This is a genomic window from Curtobacterium sp. ISL-83, from assembly GCF_018613895.1.
GTDB lineage: Bacteria > Actinomycetota > Actinomycetes > Actinomycetales > Microbacteriaceae > Curtobacterium.
The window spans coordinates 134,971-149,672 of record NZ_JAGGPH010000012.1 but is presented as its reverse complement, the minus strand read 5'-3'; the positions used below and the strand labels follow the sequence as shown (position 1 = coordinate 149,672).

The 14,702-nt window shown below is 71.8% G+C and carries 13 protein-coding genes; all 13 read left to right on the top strand.

The genetic code is table 11. The features are described 5' to 3' along the window. Nucleotides 1-18: 18 nt before the first annotated feature. The 13 genes from J7E22_RS12110 to gmk all read left to right on the top strand — a co-directional run bounded on the left by J7E22_RS12110 (nt 19) and on the right by gmk (nt 14,649). Complete coding sequence (locus tag J7E22_RS12110) at nt 19-501, top strand: shikimate kinase (RefSeq protein ID WP_214982074.1); 483 nt, start codon at nt 19-21, stop codon at nt 499-501. Next, a complete protein-coding gene (aroB, locus tag J7E22_RS12105) occupies nt 498-1,595 on the top strand; it encodes a 3-dehydroquinate synthase (protein WP_214981980.1) in 1,098 nt (365 codons plus the stop codon). Before J7E22_RS12110 ends, aroB begins: the two co-directional genes overlap by 4 nt. A gap of 291 nt (nt 1,596-1,886) precedes the next feature. Further along, nucleotides 1,887-3,578 carry an AarF/ABC1/UbiB kinase family protein gene (locus tag J7E22_RS12100; protein WP_214981979.1) on the top strand — a complete coding sequence of 564 codons (1,692 nt, stop codon included), beginning with the start codon at nt 1,887-1,889 and terminating at the stop codon, nt 3,576-3,578. 108 nt (nt 3,579-3,686) lie between these two features. Continuing rightward, entirely contained in the window at nt 3,687-4,247 is a 561-nt protein-coding gene (gene efp, locus J7E22_RS12095; protein ID WP_214981978.1) for an elongation factor P, read from the top strand. A gap of 11 nt (nt 4,248-4,258) precedes the next feature. Beyond that, the gene (gene nusB / locus J7E22_RS12090) at nt 4,259-4,744 is read left to right on the top strand and encodes a transcription antitermination factor NusB (RefSeq protein ID WP_251009042.1); all 486 of its coding nucleotides are present in this window, start codon (nt 4,259-4,261) and stop codon (nt 4,742-4,744) included. A gap of 57 nt (nt 4,745-4,801) precedes the next feature. After that, on the top strand, nt 4,802-5,419 hold the full coding sequence (gene pyrR / locus J7E22_RS12085; protein ID WP_214981977.1) for a bifunctional pyr operon transcriptional regulator/uracil phosphoribosyltransferase PyrR: 618 nt from the start codon (nt 4,802-4,804) through the stop codon (nt 5,417-5,419). After that, nucleotides 5,416-6,393, top strand: coding sequence for an aspartate carbamoyltransferase catalytic subunit (locus J7E22_RS12080; RefSeq protein ID WP_214981976.1), 978 nt, complete (start codon nt 5,416-5,418; stop codon nt 6,391-6,393). The genes pyrR and J7E22_RS12080 overlap by 4 nt, the downstream gene beginning before the upstream one ends. After that, nucleotides 6,390-7,763, top strand: coding sequence for a dihydroorotase (locus J7E22_RS12075; protein ID WP_214981975.1), 1,374 nt, complete (start codon nt 6,390-6,392; stop codon nt 7,761-7,763). The genes J7E22_RS12080 and J7E22_RS12075 overlap by 4 nt, the downstream gene beginning before the upstream one ends. Beyond that, nucleotides 7,760-8,302, top strand: coding sequence for a hypothetical protein (locus J7E22_RS12070; protein ID WP_214981974.1), 543 nt, complete (start codon nt 7,760-7,762; stop codon nt 8,300-8,302). The genes J7E22_RS12075 and J7E22_RS12070 overlap by 4 nt, the downstream gene beginning before the upstream one ends. Then, nucleotides 8,302-9,501, top strand: a complete 1,200-nt coding sequence (gene carA / locus J7E22_RS12065; protein WP_214981973.1) for a glutamine-hydrolyzing carbamoyl-phosphate synthase small subunit — start codon at nt 8,302-8,304, stop codon at nt 9,499-9,501. The genes J7E22_RS12070 and carA overlap by 1 nt, the downstream gene beginning before the upstream one ends. Then, nucleotides 9,501-12,779: a carbamoyl-phosphate synthase large subunit gene (gene carB / locus J7E22_RS12060; RefSeq protein WP_214981972.1), complete on the top strand. Its 3,279-nt coding sequence runs from the start codon at nt 9,501-9,503 to the stop codon at nt 12,777-12,779. The genes carA and carB overlap by 1 nt, the downstream gene beginning before the upstream one ends. Nucleotides 12,780-12,790: 11 nt before the next feature. Next, entirely contained in the window at nt 12,791-13,690 is a 900-nt protein-coding gene (gene pyrF, locus J7E22_RS12055) for an orotidine-5'-phosphate decarboxylase (protein WP_214981971.1), read from the top strand. 101 nt (nt 13,691-13,791) lie between these two features. Further along, on the top strand, nt 13,792-14,649 hold the full coding sequence (gene gmk / locus J7E22_RS12050) for a guanylate kinase (protein WP_214982073.1): 858 nt from the start codon (nt 13,792-13,794) through the stop codon (nt 14,647-14,649). Nucleotides 14,650-14,702 lie beyond the last annotated feature (53 nt).

Here is a 14,702-nt window from a genome sequence, read left to right as displayed (position 1 = left end):
GTCGTCCTCATCGGACCGATGGGGGCCGGCAAGTCGAGCGTCGGCAAGCGGGTCGCCAAGGCACTCGGGGTGCCGTTCACCGACACCGACCGCGTCATCGTGCGTGAGCACGGGCGGATCCCGACCATCTTCGCGGAGCGCGGCGAGCCCGCCTTCCGTCTGCTCGAAGCGGACGCGGTCCGATCGGCCATGTCGACCGGGGGCGTGATCGCGGTCGGCGGCGGGGCCGTCACGCACGCGGACACCCGTGCGGCGTTGTCCGGCGCGCGGATCGTGCTGCTGACGGTCTCGCCCGAGGCCGTCGCCGAACGCATCGCCGGGTCGGACCGGCCGCTGCTCGCCAGCGGTGGCCTCGACGCCTGGCAGACCATCACGGACGAACGCGCGGCGACCTACGCCGAGCTCGCCCACATCGTCGTGGACACCTCCCGGCGACCGATGTCCCACGTGGTGGCCGACATCGTCGCCTGGGTCCGCGACCCGAACCGAGGAGCACCGTGACCGAGCAAGTCCTTCCGGAGGGCACCACCCGCATCCCCGTCGGGGGCGACGACGGCTACGACGTGCTCGTCGGCAACGGGCTGCTCGACGCCGTGCCCACGCTCCTGGGTCCCCGCGTCGCGAAGGTGCTCATCGTCCACGCACCGACACTCGGAGCCCGGGCGAACGACCTCCGCGCGACGCTGGTGGCGGCCGGGCTCGAGGCGCTCATCGCCGAGGTCCCCGATGCCGAGGGCGCGAAGCGGATCGAGGTCGCGTCGTTCTGCTGGCAGATCATGGGCCAGGCCGACTTCACCCGCACCGACGCCGTCATCGGACTCGGCGGCGGAGCCGTCACCGACCTCGCGGGCTTCGTGGCCGCGACCTGGCTGCGCGGCGTGCCGTACGTCGCGATCCCGACGAGCGTGCTCGGGATGGTGGACGCCAGCGTCGGCGGCAAGACCGGCATCAACACGAACGAGGGCAAGAACCTCGTCGGCGCCTTCTACCCGCCCAGGGCGGTCGTCGCCGACCTCGACCTCGTCCGCACGCTGCCACGCAACGAGATCCTCACCGGTTTCGCCGAGATCGTGAAGGCGGGGTTCATCGCGGTGCCGGAGATCCTGGACATCGTCGAGGCCGACGTCGCCCGGGTCACGGACCCGACCACCCCCGAGTTCCGCCGTGTGGTCGAGCTCGCGATCGAGTTGAAGGCCCAGGTCGTGTCCGACGACTTCACCGAGCAGGGGCGCCGGGAGATCCTGAACTACGGACACACGCTCGGGCACGCGATCGAACACGCGGAGCGGTACCAGTGGCGGCACGGTGCTGCGGTCGCCGTCGGCATGGTGTTCGCGGCGGAGCTCGCGCGGCTGACCGGGCACCTGGACGACGCCACCGTCGACCGGCACCGCGCGATCCTGGAGTCCCTCGAGCTCCCCACGACCTACGGGCTCGGCCGCTGGGAGGGCCTGCTCGCGGCGATGCGTCGGGACAAGAAGGCCCGGGCCGGGATGCTGCGGTTCATCATCCTCGACGGGGTGGGCAAGCCGACGACCCTGGAGGGGCCGGAGGACCACCTCCTCTTCACGGCGTACCAGGAGGTCGGCGTCTAGTCCGCCGCCGGCGCCCGGCCGCCCGCCCGCGTCGCCCTCGGTCGCCACGCTCAGTGCAGCGGACGCGTTCCGTCGGCGCAGCGCGCGCGTCGCGAGGCGCCGGTCCGCTTCCGACCACCACGGTATTTTCTCCAGGTCTTGGAGCACAGTGGTCGAGATGTCGTATTCCAGATCGCCCGGCCGTGTGCGCCGGCGCACGCCGTCCTGTGGAACGCGCGCCGCGCCTCCAGGCTGTGGAGGGATGCCCTGGACGTACCCTGCGGACCCAGCCCCGCGGAGCAGACTGAGCACGTGCCCAAACCGCCCCGTCTGAGCGACTTCGCCAGCCAGCAGGAGACCGAGGTCGCCACCCTCCGGTCCCGCGGCCGCCGGTTCGCCGAACTGCTCTCGATCGCCCGACGCCACCACCTGCTGCCGTTCCGTCGCCTCGACTTCTCCCACGACCCGGCGACCGCGGACCTCCGTCGTGACCAGGCCGAGCACCTCCGCCGGGCCCTCGAGGAAGCCGGCGGCGGCTTCGTGAAGATGGGCCAGCTGCTCTCGACGCGGGACGACCTGCTGCCCGAGGAGTGGACGGTCGGGCTCGCGCACCTGCAGCGCAGCGTGACGCCCGCGCCGGCCGAGGCGGTCCTGCAGCTCCTCGAGCACGAACTCGGTGCCCCCGTCGACGAGGTCTTCGCGGCGTTCGACCGCGAGCCGATCGCAGCGGCGTCGATCGCGCAGGTCCACCGTGCGACCCTCCGGGACGGCACCGAGGTCGCCGTCAAGGTGCAGCGTCCGGGCATCGACGCCGCCGTGCGCCGCGACGTCGACATCGCGCTCCGGGTGGTCCGCTTCCTGGCGCGGACGTCGGCCGAGGCCCGCCAGGTCGGGGTGTCGGACGTCGCCGCGCAGTACGCGGCCGACCTGATCCGCCAGGTGGACTTCGTGTCGGAGCTCCGGAACCTCTCCGCGCTGCGCGCAGCCCAGGCCCGGAGCGCCCGCCCCGACGAGGTCGTCTTCCCGGACCCGTACCCGGACCTGTCCGGCCAGCGGGTGCTGGTGATGCAGTTCCTCGACGGCGACACCCTCAGCGCGGTCCGCGCGTCCGGTTCGGACCAGGACCTCGACGCGCCGATGCGCGCCGTGCTCGGCGCGTTCGTCCGCCAGGTCGTCTTCGACGGCCTGTACCACGCGGACCTGCACCCGGGGAACGTCGTGCTGCTGCCCGACGGGCGGCCGGCGCTCATCGACTTCGGATCGATCGGGAGGCTCGACCCGGGTCTCCGGGACATCGTCCAGGACCTCCTGGCCGGCTACATCCAGGGGGACACGTCGCGGATCGCGGACGGCGTGCTCCGCATGGCCCCGGTGCGGGACCCGCTCGACGAGCCGGACTTCCGACGGGACATCGCGCGGTTCGTGGCCGACGAGCTCGGCCCGGGTGCCCGGATCGGGGTCGACACGGTCGACAACGCGGTCGAGGTGTTCGGCCGGTACCGCCTGAAGGCGCCCGCCGACTTCGTCGCCGCTGCTCGCGCACTGGCGATCTTCGAGGGGACGCTCCGCACGCTGGCACCGTCCTTCGACCTGCTCGAGGAGTCGCGCGCCCTGGCGGCGGAGCAGATCCGCGACCAGCTGCGACCGACGGCACTCCGCGACCTGGCGGTGCGCGAGGTGTTCGGCGCGGTGTCGACGCTCCGCCGGTTGCCACGGCGGGTCGACCGGATCGGGGAAGCCGTCGAGAACGGCAAGTTCTCCGTCAACATCCGGTTGTTCGCCGACAGTCGAGACCGCACGATCGTCTCGGGGCTGATCCGCCGGGTCCTACTCGTGCTGCTCGGGTCGGGTGCTGGCGTCCTGGCGGTGGTGTACCTGACGACCCCGGCACGGCCGACCGCGGTGCTGTCCACCGGGATGGCGGGTGGGCTGCTCGGGGGAGCCGCCGTCGTCCTCCTGCTCTGGGCGGCGGTCGACGCCTGGGTGGCCAAGCGACGGCAGTGACCGCGCCCGGGCGCGTTGCCTCCGGCGGCACCGCCGGAGGCGTCCGCTACACTCGTCCGGGGCTCCCGCGGCCCGCAGACCTTCACAACACCATCGAACGGAAGACCCATGGCGAGCACCACTGACATCAAGAACGGCGCCGTTCTCATCATCGACGGCCAGTTTTGGTCGGTCGTCGAGTTCCAGCACGTGAAGCCCGGCAAGGGCGGCGCCTTCGTGCGCACCAAGCTGAAGAACGTCGTGTCCGGCAAGGTCGTCGACCGCACCTTCAACGCCGGCGCGAAGATCGACACCGCGGTCGTCGACCGTCGTGACTACCAGTTCCTGTACAACGACGGCGACAGCTACGTGTTCATGGACCTGGACACCTACGACCAGATCCCCGTGGCGGCCACCGTCGTGGGCGACGCGTCGAACTTCCTGCTCGAGGAGGCGACCGTCACGATCGCCATGAACGAGGGCACGCCGCTCTACGTCGAGCTCCCGACCTCGATCGTCACCACGATCGAGACCGAGCCGGGCCTGCAGGGCGACCGGTCGTCCGGTGGCACGAAGCCGGCGACGATCTCGACCGGGTACCAGATCCAGGTCCCGCTGTTCCTGGAGTCCGGCACCAAGGTCAAGGTCGACACGCGCGACGGCAACTACCTCGGCCGCGTCAACGACTAGGCGCTGACCCGATGAGTGCTCGTTCGAAGGCCCGCAAGCGCGCCCTCGACATGCTGTACGTGGCGGAGGTCCGCGAGCTGCCGATCTCGGACGTCTTGGCGACCGAGACCGTCCGGCACCTCGACCAGCCGGAGCGCGCCTCCAGCTGGGACTACGCGCGGCAGATCGTGACCGGCGTCGACGAGGCCCGGCACGAGATCGACAAGGTGATCGTCGAGCACGCGCAGGGGTGGTCGATCTCACGCATGCCGGTGCTCGACCGCTGCATCCTGCGGATGGGCGTGTGGGAGATCCGGTTCAACGCCGACGTCCCCGACGCCGTCGCGATCGCCGAGGCCGTCGAGCTCGCCCAGTCGCTCTCCACGGAGGAATCCGCGGGGTTCGTCAACGGCGTGCTCGGTGCCGTCGCGGGCACGCGTGTCGCCGGGTCGGGCTCGCACGGGACCGACGACGAACCGTCCGAGCGGACGGTCGCAGGGGACCGGGAGTCCCGGTAGGGTTGGCCACGTCAGCATCCTTTAAGTCCGTCCGGTGAGGCGGGGAAGGAGGTCGGCGTGGGTACCAGAACGGTCCTGCAGCAACCCGACATCACGCGTGCTCTCACACGCATCGCACACGAGATCCTCGAGGCCAACCACGGCGGCTCGGACCTCGTGCTGCTCGGCATCCCGACCAGGGGTGCAGTCCTCGCGGAGCGGCTCGGCCGGATCCTGGCCGACATCGAGCCCGAGTGGGCGGACGCCCGCGGCGGCATCGGCACGGAGCGCGTGGGTGCGCTCGACGTCACGATGCACCGCGACGACCTCGGCCACGGCATCGGGCGCGCTCCGCACCGCACGACCATCCCGACGAGCGGCATCGACGGCAAGGTCGTGGTGCTCGTCGACGACGTGCTCTACTCCGGTCGCACCGTCCGTGCGGCGCTGGACGCGCTGCAGGGCATCGGTCGGCCCCGGGCGGTCCGGCTCGCCGTGCTCGTCGACCGTGGGCACCGGCAGCTGCCGATCCGCGCCGACCACGTCGGCAAGAACCTGCCGACCGCGTCGGACGAGCGGGTCACGCTGCACCTGACCGAGACCGACGGCAGCGACGAGGTCCTGATCGAACAGCCCGAGCAGCCCGAGACGTCGGCGCAGTCCGGGCAGCCGGCGACGCAGGGGGTCGAGTCGTGAAGCACCTGCTCTCCACCGCCGACCTCTCGCGTGCCGAGGCGATCCACATCCTCGACGTCGCCGAGGAGATGGCCGAGGTGAACACCCGCGAGGTCCGGAAGCTCCCGGCACTCCGCGGCAAGACCGTCGTGAACCTGTTCTTCGAGGACTCGACCCGCACCCGTATCTCGTTCGAGGCAGCGGCCAAGCGCCTCTCCGCCGACGTCCTGAACTTCGCCGCGAAGGGCTCGAGCGTCTCGAAGGGCGAATCGCTCAAGGACACCGTGCAGACCCTCGGCGCGATGGGCATCGACGGCATCGTCATCCGCCACGGTGCCTCCGGCGCGCCCCGGGTGCTGGCCGACGCCGACTGGATCGACGTCCCGGTGGTGAACGCCGGGGACGGCACGCACGAGCACCCGACCCAGGCGCTGCTCGACGCCTTCACGATGCGACGGCGGCTGCACGGCGACGCGAGCCGCGGCACGGCCCTCGACGGCGTCCGCGTCCTCATCGTCGGCGACGTCCTGCACAGCCGGGTCGCACGGAGCAACGCCTGGTTGCTGCAGACCCTCGGCGCGACCGTCACGTTCGCCGCGCCGCCGACGCTCCTGCCGGTCAGCGCGCGGCCGTTCGGGGCCGCGGTCCACCACGACCTCGACGTCGCCCTCGCCGAGGACCCGGACGTCGTGATGATGCTCCGGATCCAGCAGGAGCGGATGGACGACGCCTTCTTCCCGAACCCGCGCGAGTACACCCGCCACTGGGGGCTCACCGCGGCGCGGCACGGTCGCCTGTCCGAGCGGACCCTGATCATGCACCCGGGCCCGATGAACCGCGGGCTCGAGATCGCCGGCGTCGCCGCCGACGACCCCCGCTCGACCGTCGTCGAACAGGTCGAGAACGGCGTCTCGGTGCGCATGGCCGTCCTGTACCTCGCCCTGACGGGCAGCGACCTGCCGAACACCCCCGCAGCGAAGGAGTCCGTCGCATGACCGCCCACCTCATCCGCGGCGCACGACTCGTCGACGGCTCGCGTGCCGACATCCGCCTGGAGGGACGGCGCATCACCGCGCTCGGCTCCGGTCTCGACGTGGCCGGTGCCACGGTCGTCGACGCGGACGGGCTGATCGCCCTGCCCGGGCTCGTGGACCTCCACACCCACCTCCGGGAGCCGGGACACGAGGAGTCCGAGACGGTCCTGACCGGGTCCCGAGCCGCAGCTGCCGGTGGGTTCACCGCGGTCAACGCGATGGCGAACTCCTCGCCGGTCGCCGACACCGCCGGCGTGGTCGAGCAGGTGCAGGCGCTCGGCGACGACGCCGGCTACGTGACGGTCCGACCGATCGGGGCCGTGTCCCAGGGCCTGCAGGGCACCCACCTGTCCGAGATCGGTGCGATGGCGACCTCGCGGGCGAAGGTCCGCGTCTTCTCCGACGACGGGTCGTGCGTGTCCGACCCGCTGCTGATGCGTCGGGCGCTCGAGTACATCAAGGGCTTCGGTGGCGTGCTCGCCCAGCACGCGCAGGAGCCCCGGCTGACGATCGGCGCCCAGATGAACGAGGGCCGACTGTCGTCGGAGCTCGGACTCGCGGGCTGGCCGGCCGTCGCCGAGGAAGCGATCATCGCCCGCGACGTGCTGCTCGCGGACCACGTCGGGGCTCGGCTGCACGTCTGCCACGTCTCGACCGCCGGCAGCGTCGAGGTGATCCGCTGGGCGAAGTCCCGCGGCATCGACGTCACCGCCGAGGTGACCCCGCACCACCTCATCCTCACCGAGGACCTCATCGCCGGCATCGACGGCGCGGCCGGGTACGACGCCCGGTACAAGGTCAACCCGCCGCTCCGCGCCCGCGAGGACGTCGACGCCCTCCGCGCCGCCCTGGCCGACGGCACGATCGACATCGTCGCGACCGACCACGCGCCGCACACCGCCGAGGCGAAGTGCTGCGAGTGGCCGGCTGCCGCGAACGGCATGGTCGGCCTCGAGTCGGCGCTGAGCGTCGTGCAGGCCGCGGTCGTCGACCCGGGGCAGCTCGACTGGGCCGACGTGGCGCGCGTGCTCTCCAGCGCTCCGGCACGCATCGGGCAGGTCGAGGGCCACGGCGGACCGATCGTCGAGGGCGGTGCGGCCGAGATCACCCTGTACGACCCCGCCGCCACGCGGGCGTTCGCCGTGACGGACCTCGCCGGCCAGTCGCAGAACTCGCCGTACCTCGGCATGACGCTGCCCGGCCGCGTCGTCGCCACGTTCCACCACGGGTACCCGACGGTGCTCGACGGACGGGTCGTGGATGCCGACCGGATCGCCGCGGCGGCCAGGGCCGACCGGTCCGCCGGTGCACCGACCGGAGCGCTCGCGTGAGCGGGGACGCACTGCGGTGGCTCGAGGGCGGCATCATCCTCGCGCTCGTCGCCGTGCTGTTCGTCACCATGGTGCGCACCTGGCGGACGCGGACCGCGAAGCAGGCGGAAGCCGTGCCTCCCGTCCCGGTCCCGGCCGACCCCGGTCCGTCAACCGGATCGTGGGACGGGTTCACCGTCGCGACGACCCGCGCCGACCAGCCCCTCGAACGGATCACCGCCGGCGGTCTCGGGTTCCGCGGCCGCGGCGGCGTGACCGTCCACGAGACCGGCGTGGTCCTGCACCTCGCCGGCACCGACGACCGCTGGATCGCGCGTGACGCGGTCCGCGGCGCCGACCGGGCCACCTGGGCCATCGACCGCGTGGTGGAACCCGGGGGGCTGGTCCGTCTGCGATGGACGGCGACCGGCGCCGCAGGTGCGACGGACCTCGACACCTACTTCCGGTTCCCGGAGGGCGACCGAGACGCACTCGCCGCCCTGCAGGGACTGTCGACGAAGCACAACCACCCGCACACCGCGGGCGAAGGGACGAACTGATGACACGCGAACGGGCCGTACTGGTCCTCGAAGACGGCACCCGCTACGACGGCTGGGCCTACGGCGCCCGCGGGCGCACGCTCGGCGAGGTCGTCTTCGCGACCGGGATGACCGGGTACCAGGAGACGCTGACCGACCCCTCGTACGCCGGGCAGATCGTGGTGCAGACCGCGCCGCACATCGGCAACACGGGCGTGAACGACGAGGACCCGGAGTCCCGTCGCATCTGGGTCGCCGGGTACGTCGTGCGCGACCCCAGCCGGGTCGTGTCGAACCACCGTGCGAACGCGACGCTCGACGACCACCTGGTGCGCGACGGCATCGTCGGCATCTCCGGCATCGACACCCGCGCGCTCACCCGGCGCATCCGGGACGCCGGCGCCATGAAGGGCGGCGTGTTCAGCGGCGCCGACGCGACGCTGTCCGAGTCGGAGCAGCTCGACGCGGTCCGGTCGCAGGCGACGATGGCGGGCGCGAGTTTCTCCGCCGTCGTCTCGACGCCCGAGACGTACGTGATCCCGGCCGAGGGCGAGCAGATCGGCCGGCTCGCCGTGCTGGACCTCGGGGTGAAGGCCTCGACCACGCGGTACCTCGCCCAGCGCGGGTTCGAGGTGCACGTCGTGCCGCAGGACATCACGGCAGCGGAGCTCGAAGCGCTCGCGCCCGATGCGCTCTTCTACTCGAACGGCCCCGGCGACCCCGCCGCGAGCGACGCGCAGGTGTCGCTGCTGCAGGAGAGCCTGCGCACCGGACGGCCGTTCTTCGGCATCTGCTTCGGCAACCAGCTGCTCGGTCGCGCGCTCGGCTTCGGCACGTACAAGCTGCCGTTCGGGCACCGCGGGATCAACCAGCCCGTGCTCGACACCACCACCGGCAAGGTCGAGATCACCAGCCAGAACCACGGCTTCGCGGTGGACGCGCCCCTCGGCGAGGTCATCGAGTCGCCGGCCGGGTTCGGTCGGGTCGAGGTCTCGCACTACTCCCTGAACGACCAGGTCGTCGAGGGCCTCCGCGCGCTCGACGTGCCGGCGTTCAGCGTGCAGTACCACCCCGAGGCGGCCGCGGGGCCGCACGACAGCATGTACCTCTTCGACCGGTTCGCCGACCTGGTCCGTGCGCGTCGCGACGGTGTGCCGCTCGACGCGGCGACCGCCGACGCCACGACCCCGGCAGCAGACATCACCAAGGAAGCGAACTGATGCCCAAGCGCGCAGACATCAACTCCGTCCTCGTCATCGGCTCCGGCCCGATCGTCATCGGACAGGCCGCCGAGTTCGACTACTCCGGCACCCAGGCCTGCCGTGTCCTCCGTGCCGAGGGCGTCCGGGTCATCCTGGTGAACCCGAACCCGGCGACGATCATGACCGACCCGGACTTCGCCGACGCCACGTACATCGAGCCGATCACGAGCGCGTCGCTCGAGGAGATCATCCGGATCGAGCGTCCGGACGCGGTCCTGCCGACGCTCGGCGGCCAGACGGCCCTGAACGCGGCGATCAAGCTCGACGCCGAGGGGATCCTCGACAAGTACGACGTCGAGCTCATCGGCGCGAAGGTCGACGCGATCCAGCGCGGCGAGGACCGGCAGCTCTTCAAGGAGCTCGTGCTCGAGTCCGGCGCCGACGTCGCCCGCAGCCACATCGCCCACACCCTCGAGGAAGCCAAGGAGTTCGCGAAGGACCTCGGCTACCCGCTGGTCGTCCGCCCGTCCTTCACGATGGGCGGCCTCGGGTCCGGCTTCGCGTACAACGAGGCCGAGCTCATCCGCTTCGTCGGCGACGGGCTGCAGTCCAGCCCGACGACCGAGGTCCTGCTCGAGGAGTCGATCCTCGGGTGGAAGGAGTACGAGCTCGAGCTGATGCGCGACAACTACGACAACACCGTCGTGATCTGCTCCATCGAGAACGTCGACCCGGTCGGCGTGCACACCGGTGACTCGATCACCGTCGCACCGGCGCTGACGCTGACCGACCGCGAGTACCAGAACATGCGGAACATCGGCATCGACATCATCCGCCGCGTGGGCGTCGACACCGGTGGCTGCAACATCCAGTTCGCCGTCGACCCGTCGAACGGCCGGCTCATCGTCATCGAGATGAACCCCCGCGTGTCCCGTTCCTCGGCCCTCGCGTCGAAGGCCACCGGCTTCCCGATCGCCAAGATCGCGGCGAAGCTCGCCATCGGGTACCGCCTGGACGAGATCGAGAACGACATCACCCGCGTCACGCCGGCGAGCTTCGAGCCGACGCTCGACTACGTGGTCGTGAAGACCCCGCGGTTCGCGTTCGAGAAGTTCCCGGCCGCCGACGCCACGCTCACCACGACGATGAAGAGCGTCGGTGAGGCGATGGCCATCGGCCGCAACTACGCGACCGCGCTGCAGAAGTCGCTGCGGAGCCTGGAGAAGCGGGGATCGAGCTTCCACTGGGACGTCCCGGCGGCCGAGCTCGACAAGGACGCCCTGCTCGCGAAGTCGTCGATCCCGACCGACGGCCGCATCGTCACCGTGCAGCAGGCGCTCGTCGCCGGCGCGACGGCGGCCGAGGTGTTCGAGGCGACCAAGATCGACCCGTGGTTCATCGATCAGATCGTCCTCATCAACGAGGTCGCCGAGGAGGTCCGCGCGGCCGAGACCCTCGACGCCGACACCGTCCGGTGGGCGAAGGAGCACGGCTTCTCGGACGTCCAGATCGCCAGCCTGCGGGGGATCACCGAGCAGGAGGCCCGTGACCAGCGCCACGCGCTGGGGATCCGTCCGGTCTTCAAGACGGTCGACACCTGCGCGGGCGAGTTCCCGGCCCTCACGCCGTACCACTACTCGTCCTACGACACCGAGACCGAGGTCGCCCCGAGCGACCGCAAGAAGGTCGTCATCCTGGGCTCCGGGCCGAACCGCATCGGGCAGGGCGTCGAGTTCGACTACTCCTGCGTGCACGCGTCCTTCGCGCTGAGCGACGCCGGGTTCGAGACGATCATGATCAACTGCAACCCCGAGACGGTGTCCACGGACTACGACACCTCGGACCGGCTGTACTTCGAGCCGCTCACCACCGAGGACGTCCTCGAGGTCATCGAGGCCGAGGCGGCGTCCGGCGAACTCGTCGGCGTGGTCGTGCAGCTCGGCGGTCAGACCGCACTCGGGCTGGCGAAGCCGCTCGAAGCGGCGGGCATCCCGATCCTCGGGACCAGCCCGTCCGCGATCGACTCCGCCGAGGAGCGCGGGCAGTTCTCCGCGATCCTCGACGCCGCCGGACTGCTCGCCCCGCGGAACGGCACCGCCCACGACCTCGCCAGCGCGACCGCGGTCGCCGAGGAGATCGGCTACCCGGTCCTCGTCCGCCCGTCCTTCGTGCTCGGCGGCCGCGGCATGGAGATCCTCTACGACCCCCCGTCGCTCGCGGACTACTTCGACCGGATGGCCGACCAGGCGATCATCGGCCCGGAGCTCCCGCTCCTGGTGGACCGGTTCCTGGACGACGCCGTGGAGATCGACGTCGACGCGCTGTACGACGGCGAGCGGCTCTACATCGGCGGCATCATGGAGCACCTGGAAGAAGCCGGCATCCACTCCGGTGACTCCGCCTGCACCCTGCCGCCGGTCGGTCTCGGTCGTGCCGAGATCCAGGGCGTCGTCGACGCCACCGAGAAGATCGCCGCCGGCATCGGCGTCCGCGGACTGCTCAACGTGCAGTTCGCCATCGCCGCCGGCGTGCTCTACGTGCTCGAGGCCAACCCGCGCGCCAGCCGCACGGTCCCGTTCGTCTCGAAAGCGCTCGGCATCGCGCTCGCGAAGGCGGCGTCGCGCATCATGACCGGTACCACCGTGGACGAGCTCGTCGCCGAGGGCATGCTGCCCGCGAAGGACGGCGCGATCGTCCCGATGCAGGCCCCGATCGCCGTGAAGGAGGCCGTGCTGCCCTTCCGACGGTTCCGCACGTACGAGGGGCAGGTCGTCGACTCGGTGCTCAGCCCCGAGATGCGCTCCACCGGCGAGGTCATGGGCATCGACCGCGACTTCCCGCGCGCGTTCCTCAAGTCGCAGGAGGCCGCCTACGGTGGGCTCCCGACGACGGGCACCGTGTTCGTGAGCGTCGCGGACACCGACAAGCGCGCCATCGTCCTGCCGATCCACCGCCTGCAGCAGCTCGGCTTCACCATCACCGCGACGGAGGGCACCGCCGAGGTGCTCCGCCGCAACGGCATCGAGGTGACGCTGGTCGGCAAGTACAGCGAGGGCGGCGAGAGCGTCGTCGACCTGCTCGCGCGCGACGCGGTCGACATCGTGATCAACACGCCGTCGGGGGCCGCTGGTCGTGCCGACGGGTACGAGATCCGTGCGGCCACGGTCGCGGCGGACAAGCCGCTCTTCACGACCATCGCGCAGCTCGGTGCGGCGGTCGCGGCGATCGAGACGATCGGCACCCCGCGCTCTGTCCGCAGCCTGCAGGACTACGCGCTCGAGCGCGCGACCTGGTGACGGTCGGTCCGGTGGCAGCTGACCAGCCCGGGTCCGCCGGGGGAGGCCCGGCCCCCTTCGGCGTCCGGCTCGCGGCCGCCATCGGGTCGCGGTCGGCGCTCTGCGTCGGGATCGACCCCCACGCCGCCACCCTGGCGGCGTGGGGGCTCACCCGGGACGAGGCCGGGCTGACCGCCTTCGGGGCGACCATGGTCGACGCGGCCGCTGGTCGCGCCGCGGTCGTGAAGCCGCAGATCGCGTTCTTCGAGGCCGCGGGGGTGGCCGGCTACCGTGCGCTCGACGCGACGATCCGTCGGGCACGCGATGCGGGCCTCCTGGTCGTCGCCGACGTGAAGCGGGGCGACATCGGGTCGACCGGCGACGACTACGCCGTGGCGTGGTTGGACCGCGACGGTCCGTTCGCGGCCGACGCGATGACGGTGTCGCCGTACCTCGGCTACGGCAGCCTCCGGGGCACCGTGGCGCTGGCGCGGCAGCACGGCGCCGGTGTGTTCGTGCTGGCGGCGACGAGCAACCCCGAGGCGCGGGTGCTGCAGACCGCGGTCCTCGCCGAGGGCCCACGTGCCGGTCGGTCCGTGGCTGCCGGTATCGTCTTGGACGTGGCAGACGACAACCGGGCAGCAGCGAGCGACCAGGCCCTCGGTGACGTCGGGCTCGTGCTCGGCGCCACCCTCGACCTCGACGACTTCGGCATCGCGCGCGACTCGATCAGCTCCTCGCCGGTGCTGGCGCCGGGCTTCGGTGCCCAGGGTGCCGCCATCGAGGACCTCAGGGCGCTGTACGGCTCGCGTGCCGAGCAGGTGCTCGTCAGCGAGTCGCGTGGGCTCATGACGGCCGGGCCCGACGGTGTCGCGGGCCTCGTGGCCGACCGCGCCGACCGCATCCGCCGCGCGCTGGGGGCGGCAGCGTGACCGACGAGCACGGGACGCACGACCACCCGAACGGCGAGCAGGCCGGCGGCGCCGACCGCGCGGCCTCGCCCGCGTCCCGGAATCCGCCCGAGGTCGACCGGGTGGCCGCCGCCCAGGCCGCGGTCGCGGCACGACGCGCCCGGGCTGCGGTGAAGTCCGCGGTCGCCTCGGGGGAGCGGTCCGCGCTCGACGTCGCCCGGTCGGCCTGGTCCGACGACGGCCTGCCCGCCGAGAAGTCCCTGCGCGTCCGGGACCTCCTGACGAGCCTGTCCGGCATCGGTCCGGCACGTGCCGAGACGATCATGGGCAGCCTGCGGATCGCGCCCTCGAAGCGCCTCGGTGGCCTCGGGTCCCGGCAGCGCAGCGCCTTGGCCGACTGGCTCGCGTCGCGCGGTCGCAAGCGTGGGGCGTCGAAGCTCGTCGTGCTCGCGGGGCCGACCGCGGTCGGCAAGGGCACGGTGAGCGCGCACATCCGCGAGCAGTTCCCGGACGTGAACCTCAGCGTGTCCGCGACGACCCGGAAGCCCCGCCCGGGCGAGGTCGACGGCGTGCACTACTTCTTCGTCGACGACGACGAGTTCGACCGGATGATCCGCGACCGTGAGCTCCTGGAGTGGGCGACGGTGCACAACTCGTACCGCTACGGCACGCCGCGGCCGCCGATCGACCGCGCGCTCGACGCCGGCGACAAGGTGATGCTCGAGATCGACCTGCAGGGCGCACGGCAGGTCCGCGACGCGATGCCCGAGGCCGTCCTGGTCTTCCTGCTCCCGCCGTCGTGGGAGGAACTCGTCCGTCGGCTCATCGGCCGTGGCACCGAATCGGCGGAGGAACAGGCCCGCCGACTCGAGACCGCGAAGGTCGAACTGGCCGCCCAGGACGAGTTCGACGTCCGGATCGTGAACTCCGATGTCGGGACCGCGGCACGCGAGGTCGTAGACTTGTTCTCTGCGCCCTGACGGGTGCACGCGTCCGCTGCGCCCCGCGCCGCGCTCGCCCCGCAGTTCCGCAC

What these genes read in the sequence shown, in the direction of transcription:
- J7E22_RS12075 (WP_214981975.1), top strand. Translation starts at nt 6,390, where the DNA reads ATGACCGCCCACCTCATCCGCGGCGCACGACTCGTCGACGGCTCGCGT.
- carB (WP_214981972.1), top strand. Translation starts at nt 9,501, where the DNA reads ATGCCCAAGCGCGCAGACATCAACTCCGTCCTCGTCATCGGCTCCGGC.
- carA (WP_214981973.1), top strand. Translation starts at nt 8,302, where the DNA reads ATGACACGCGAACGGGCCGTACTGGTCCTCGAAGACGGCACCCGCTAC.
- efp (WP_214981978.1), top strand. Translation starts at nt 3,687, where the DNA reads ATGGCGAGCACCACTGACATCAAGAACGGCGCCGTTCTCATCATCGAC.
- J7E22_RS12110 (WP_214982074.1), top strand. Translation starts at nt 19, where the DNA reads ATGGGGGCCGGCAAGTCGAGCGTCGGCAAGCGGGTCGCCAAGGCACTC.
- nusB (WP_251009042.1), top strand. Translation starts at nt 4,259, where the DNA reads ATGAGTGCTCGTTCGAAGGCCCGCAAGCGCGCCCTCGACATGCTGTAC.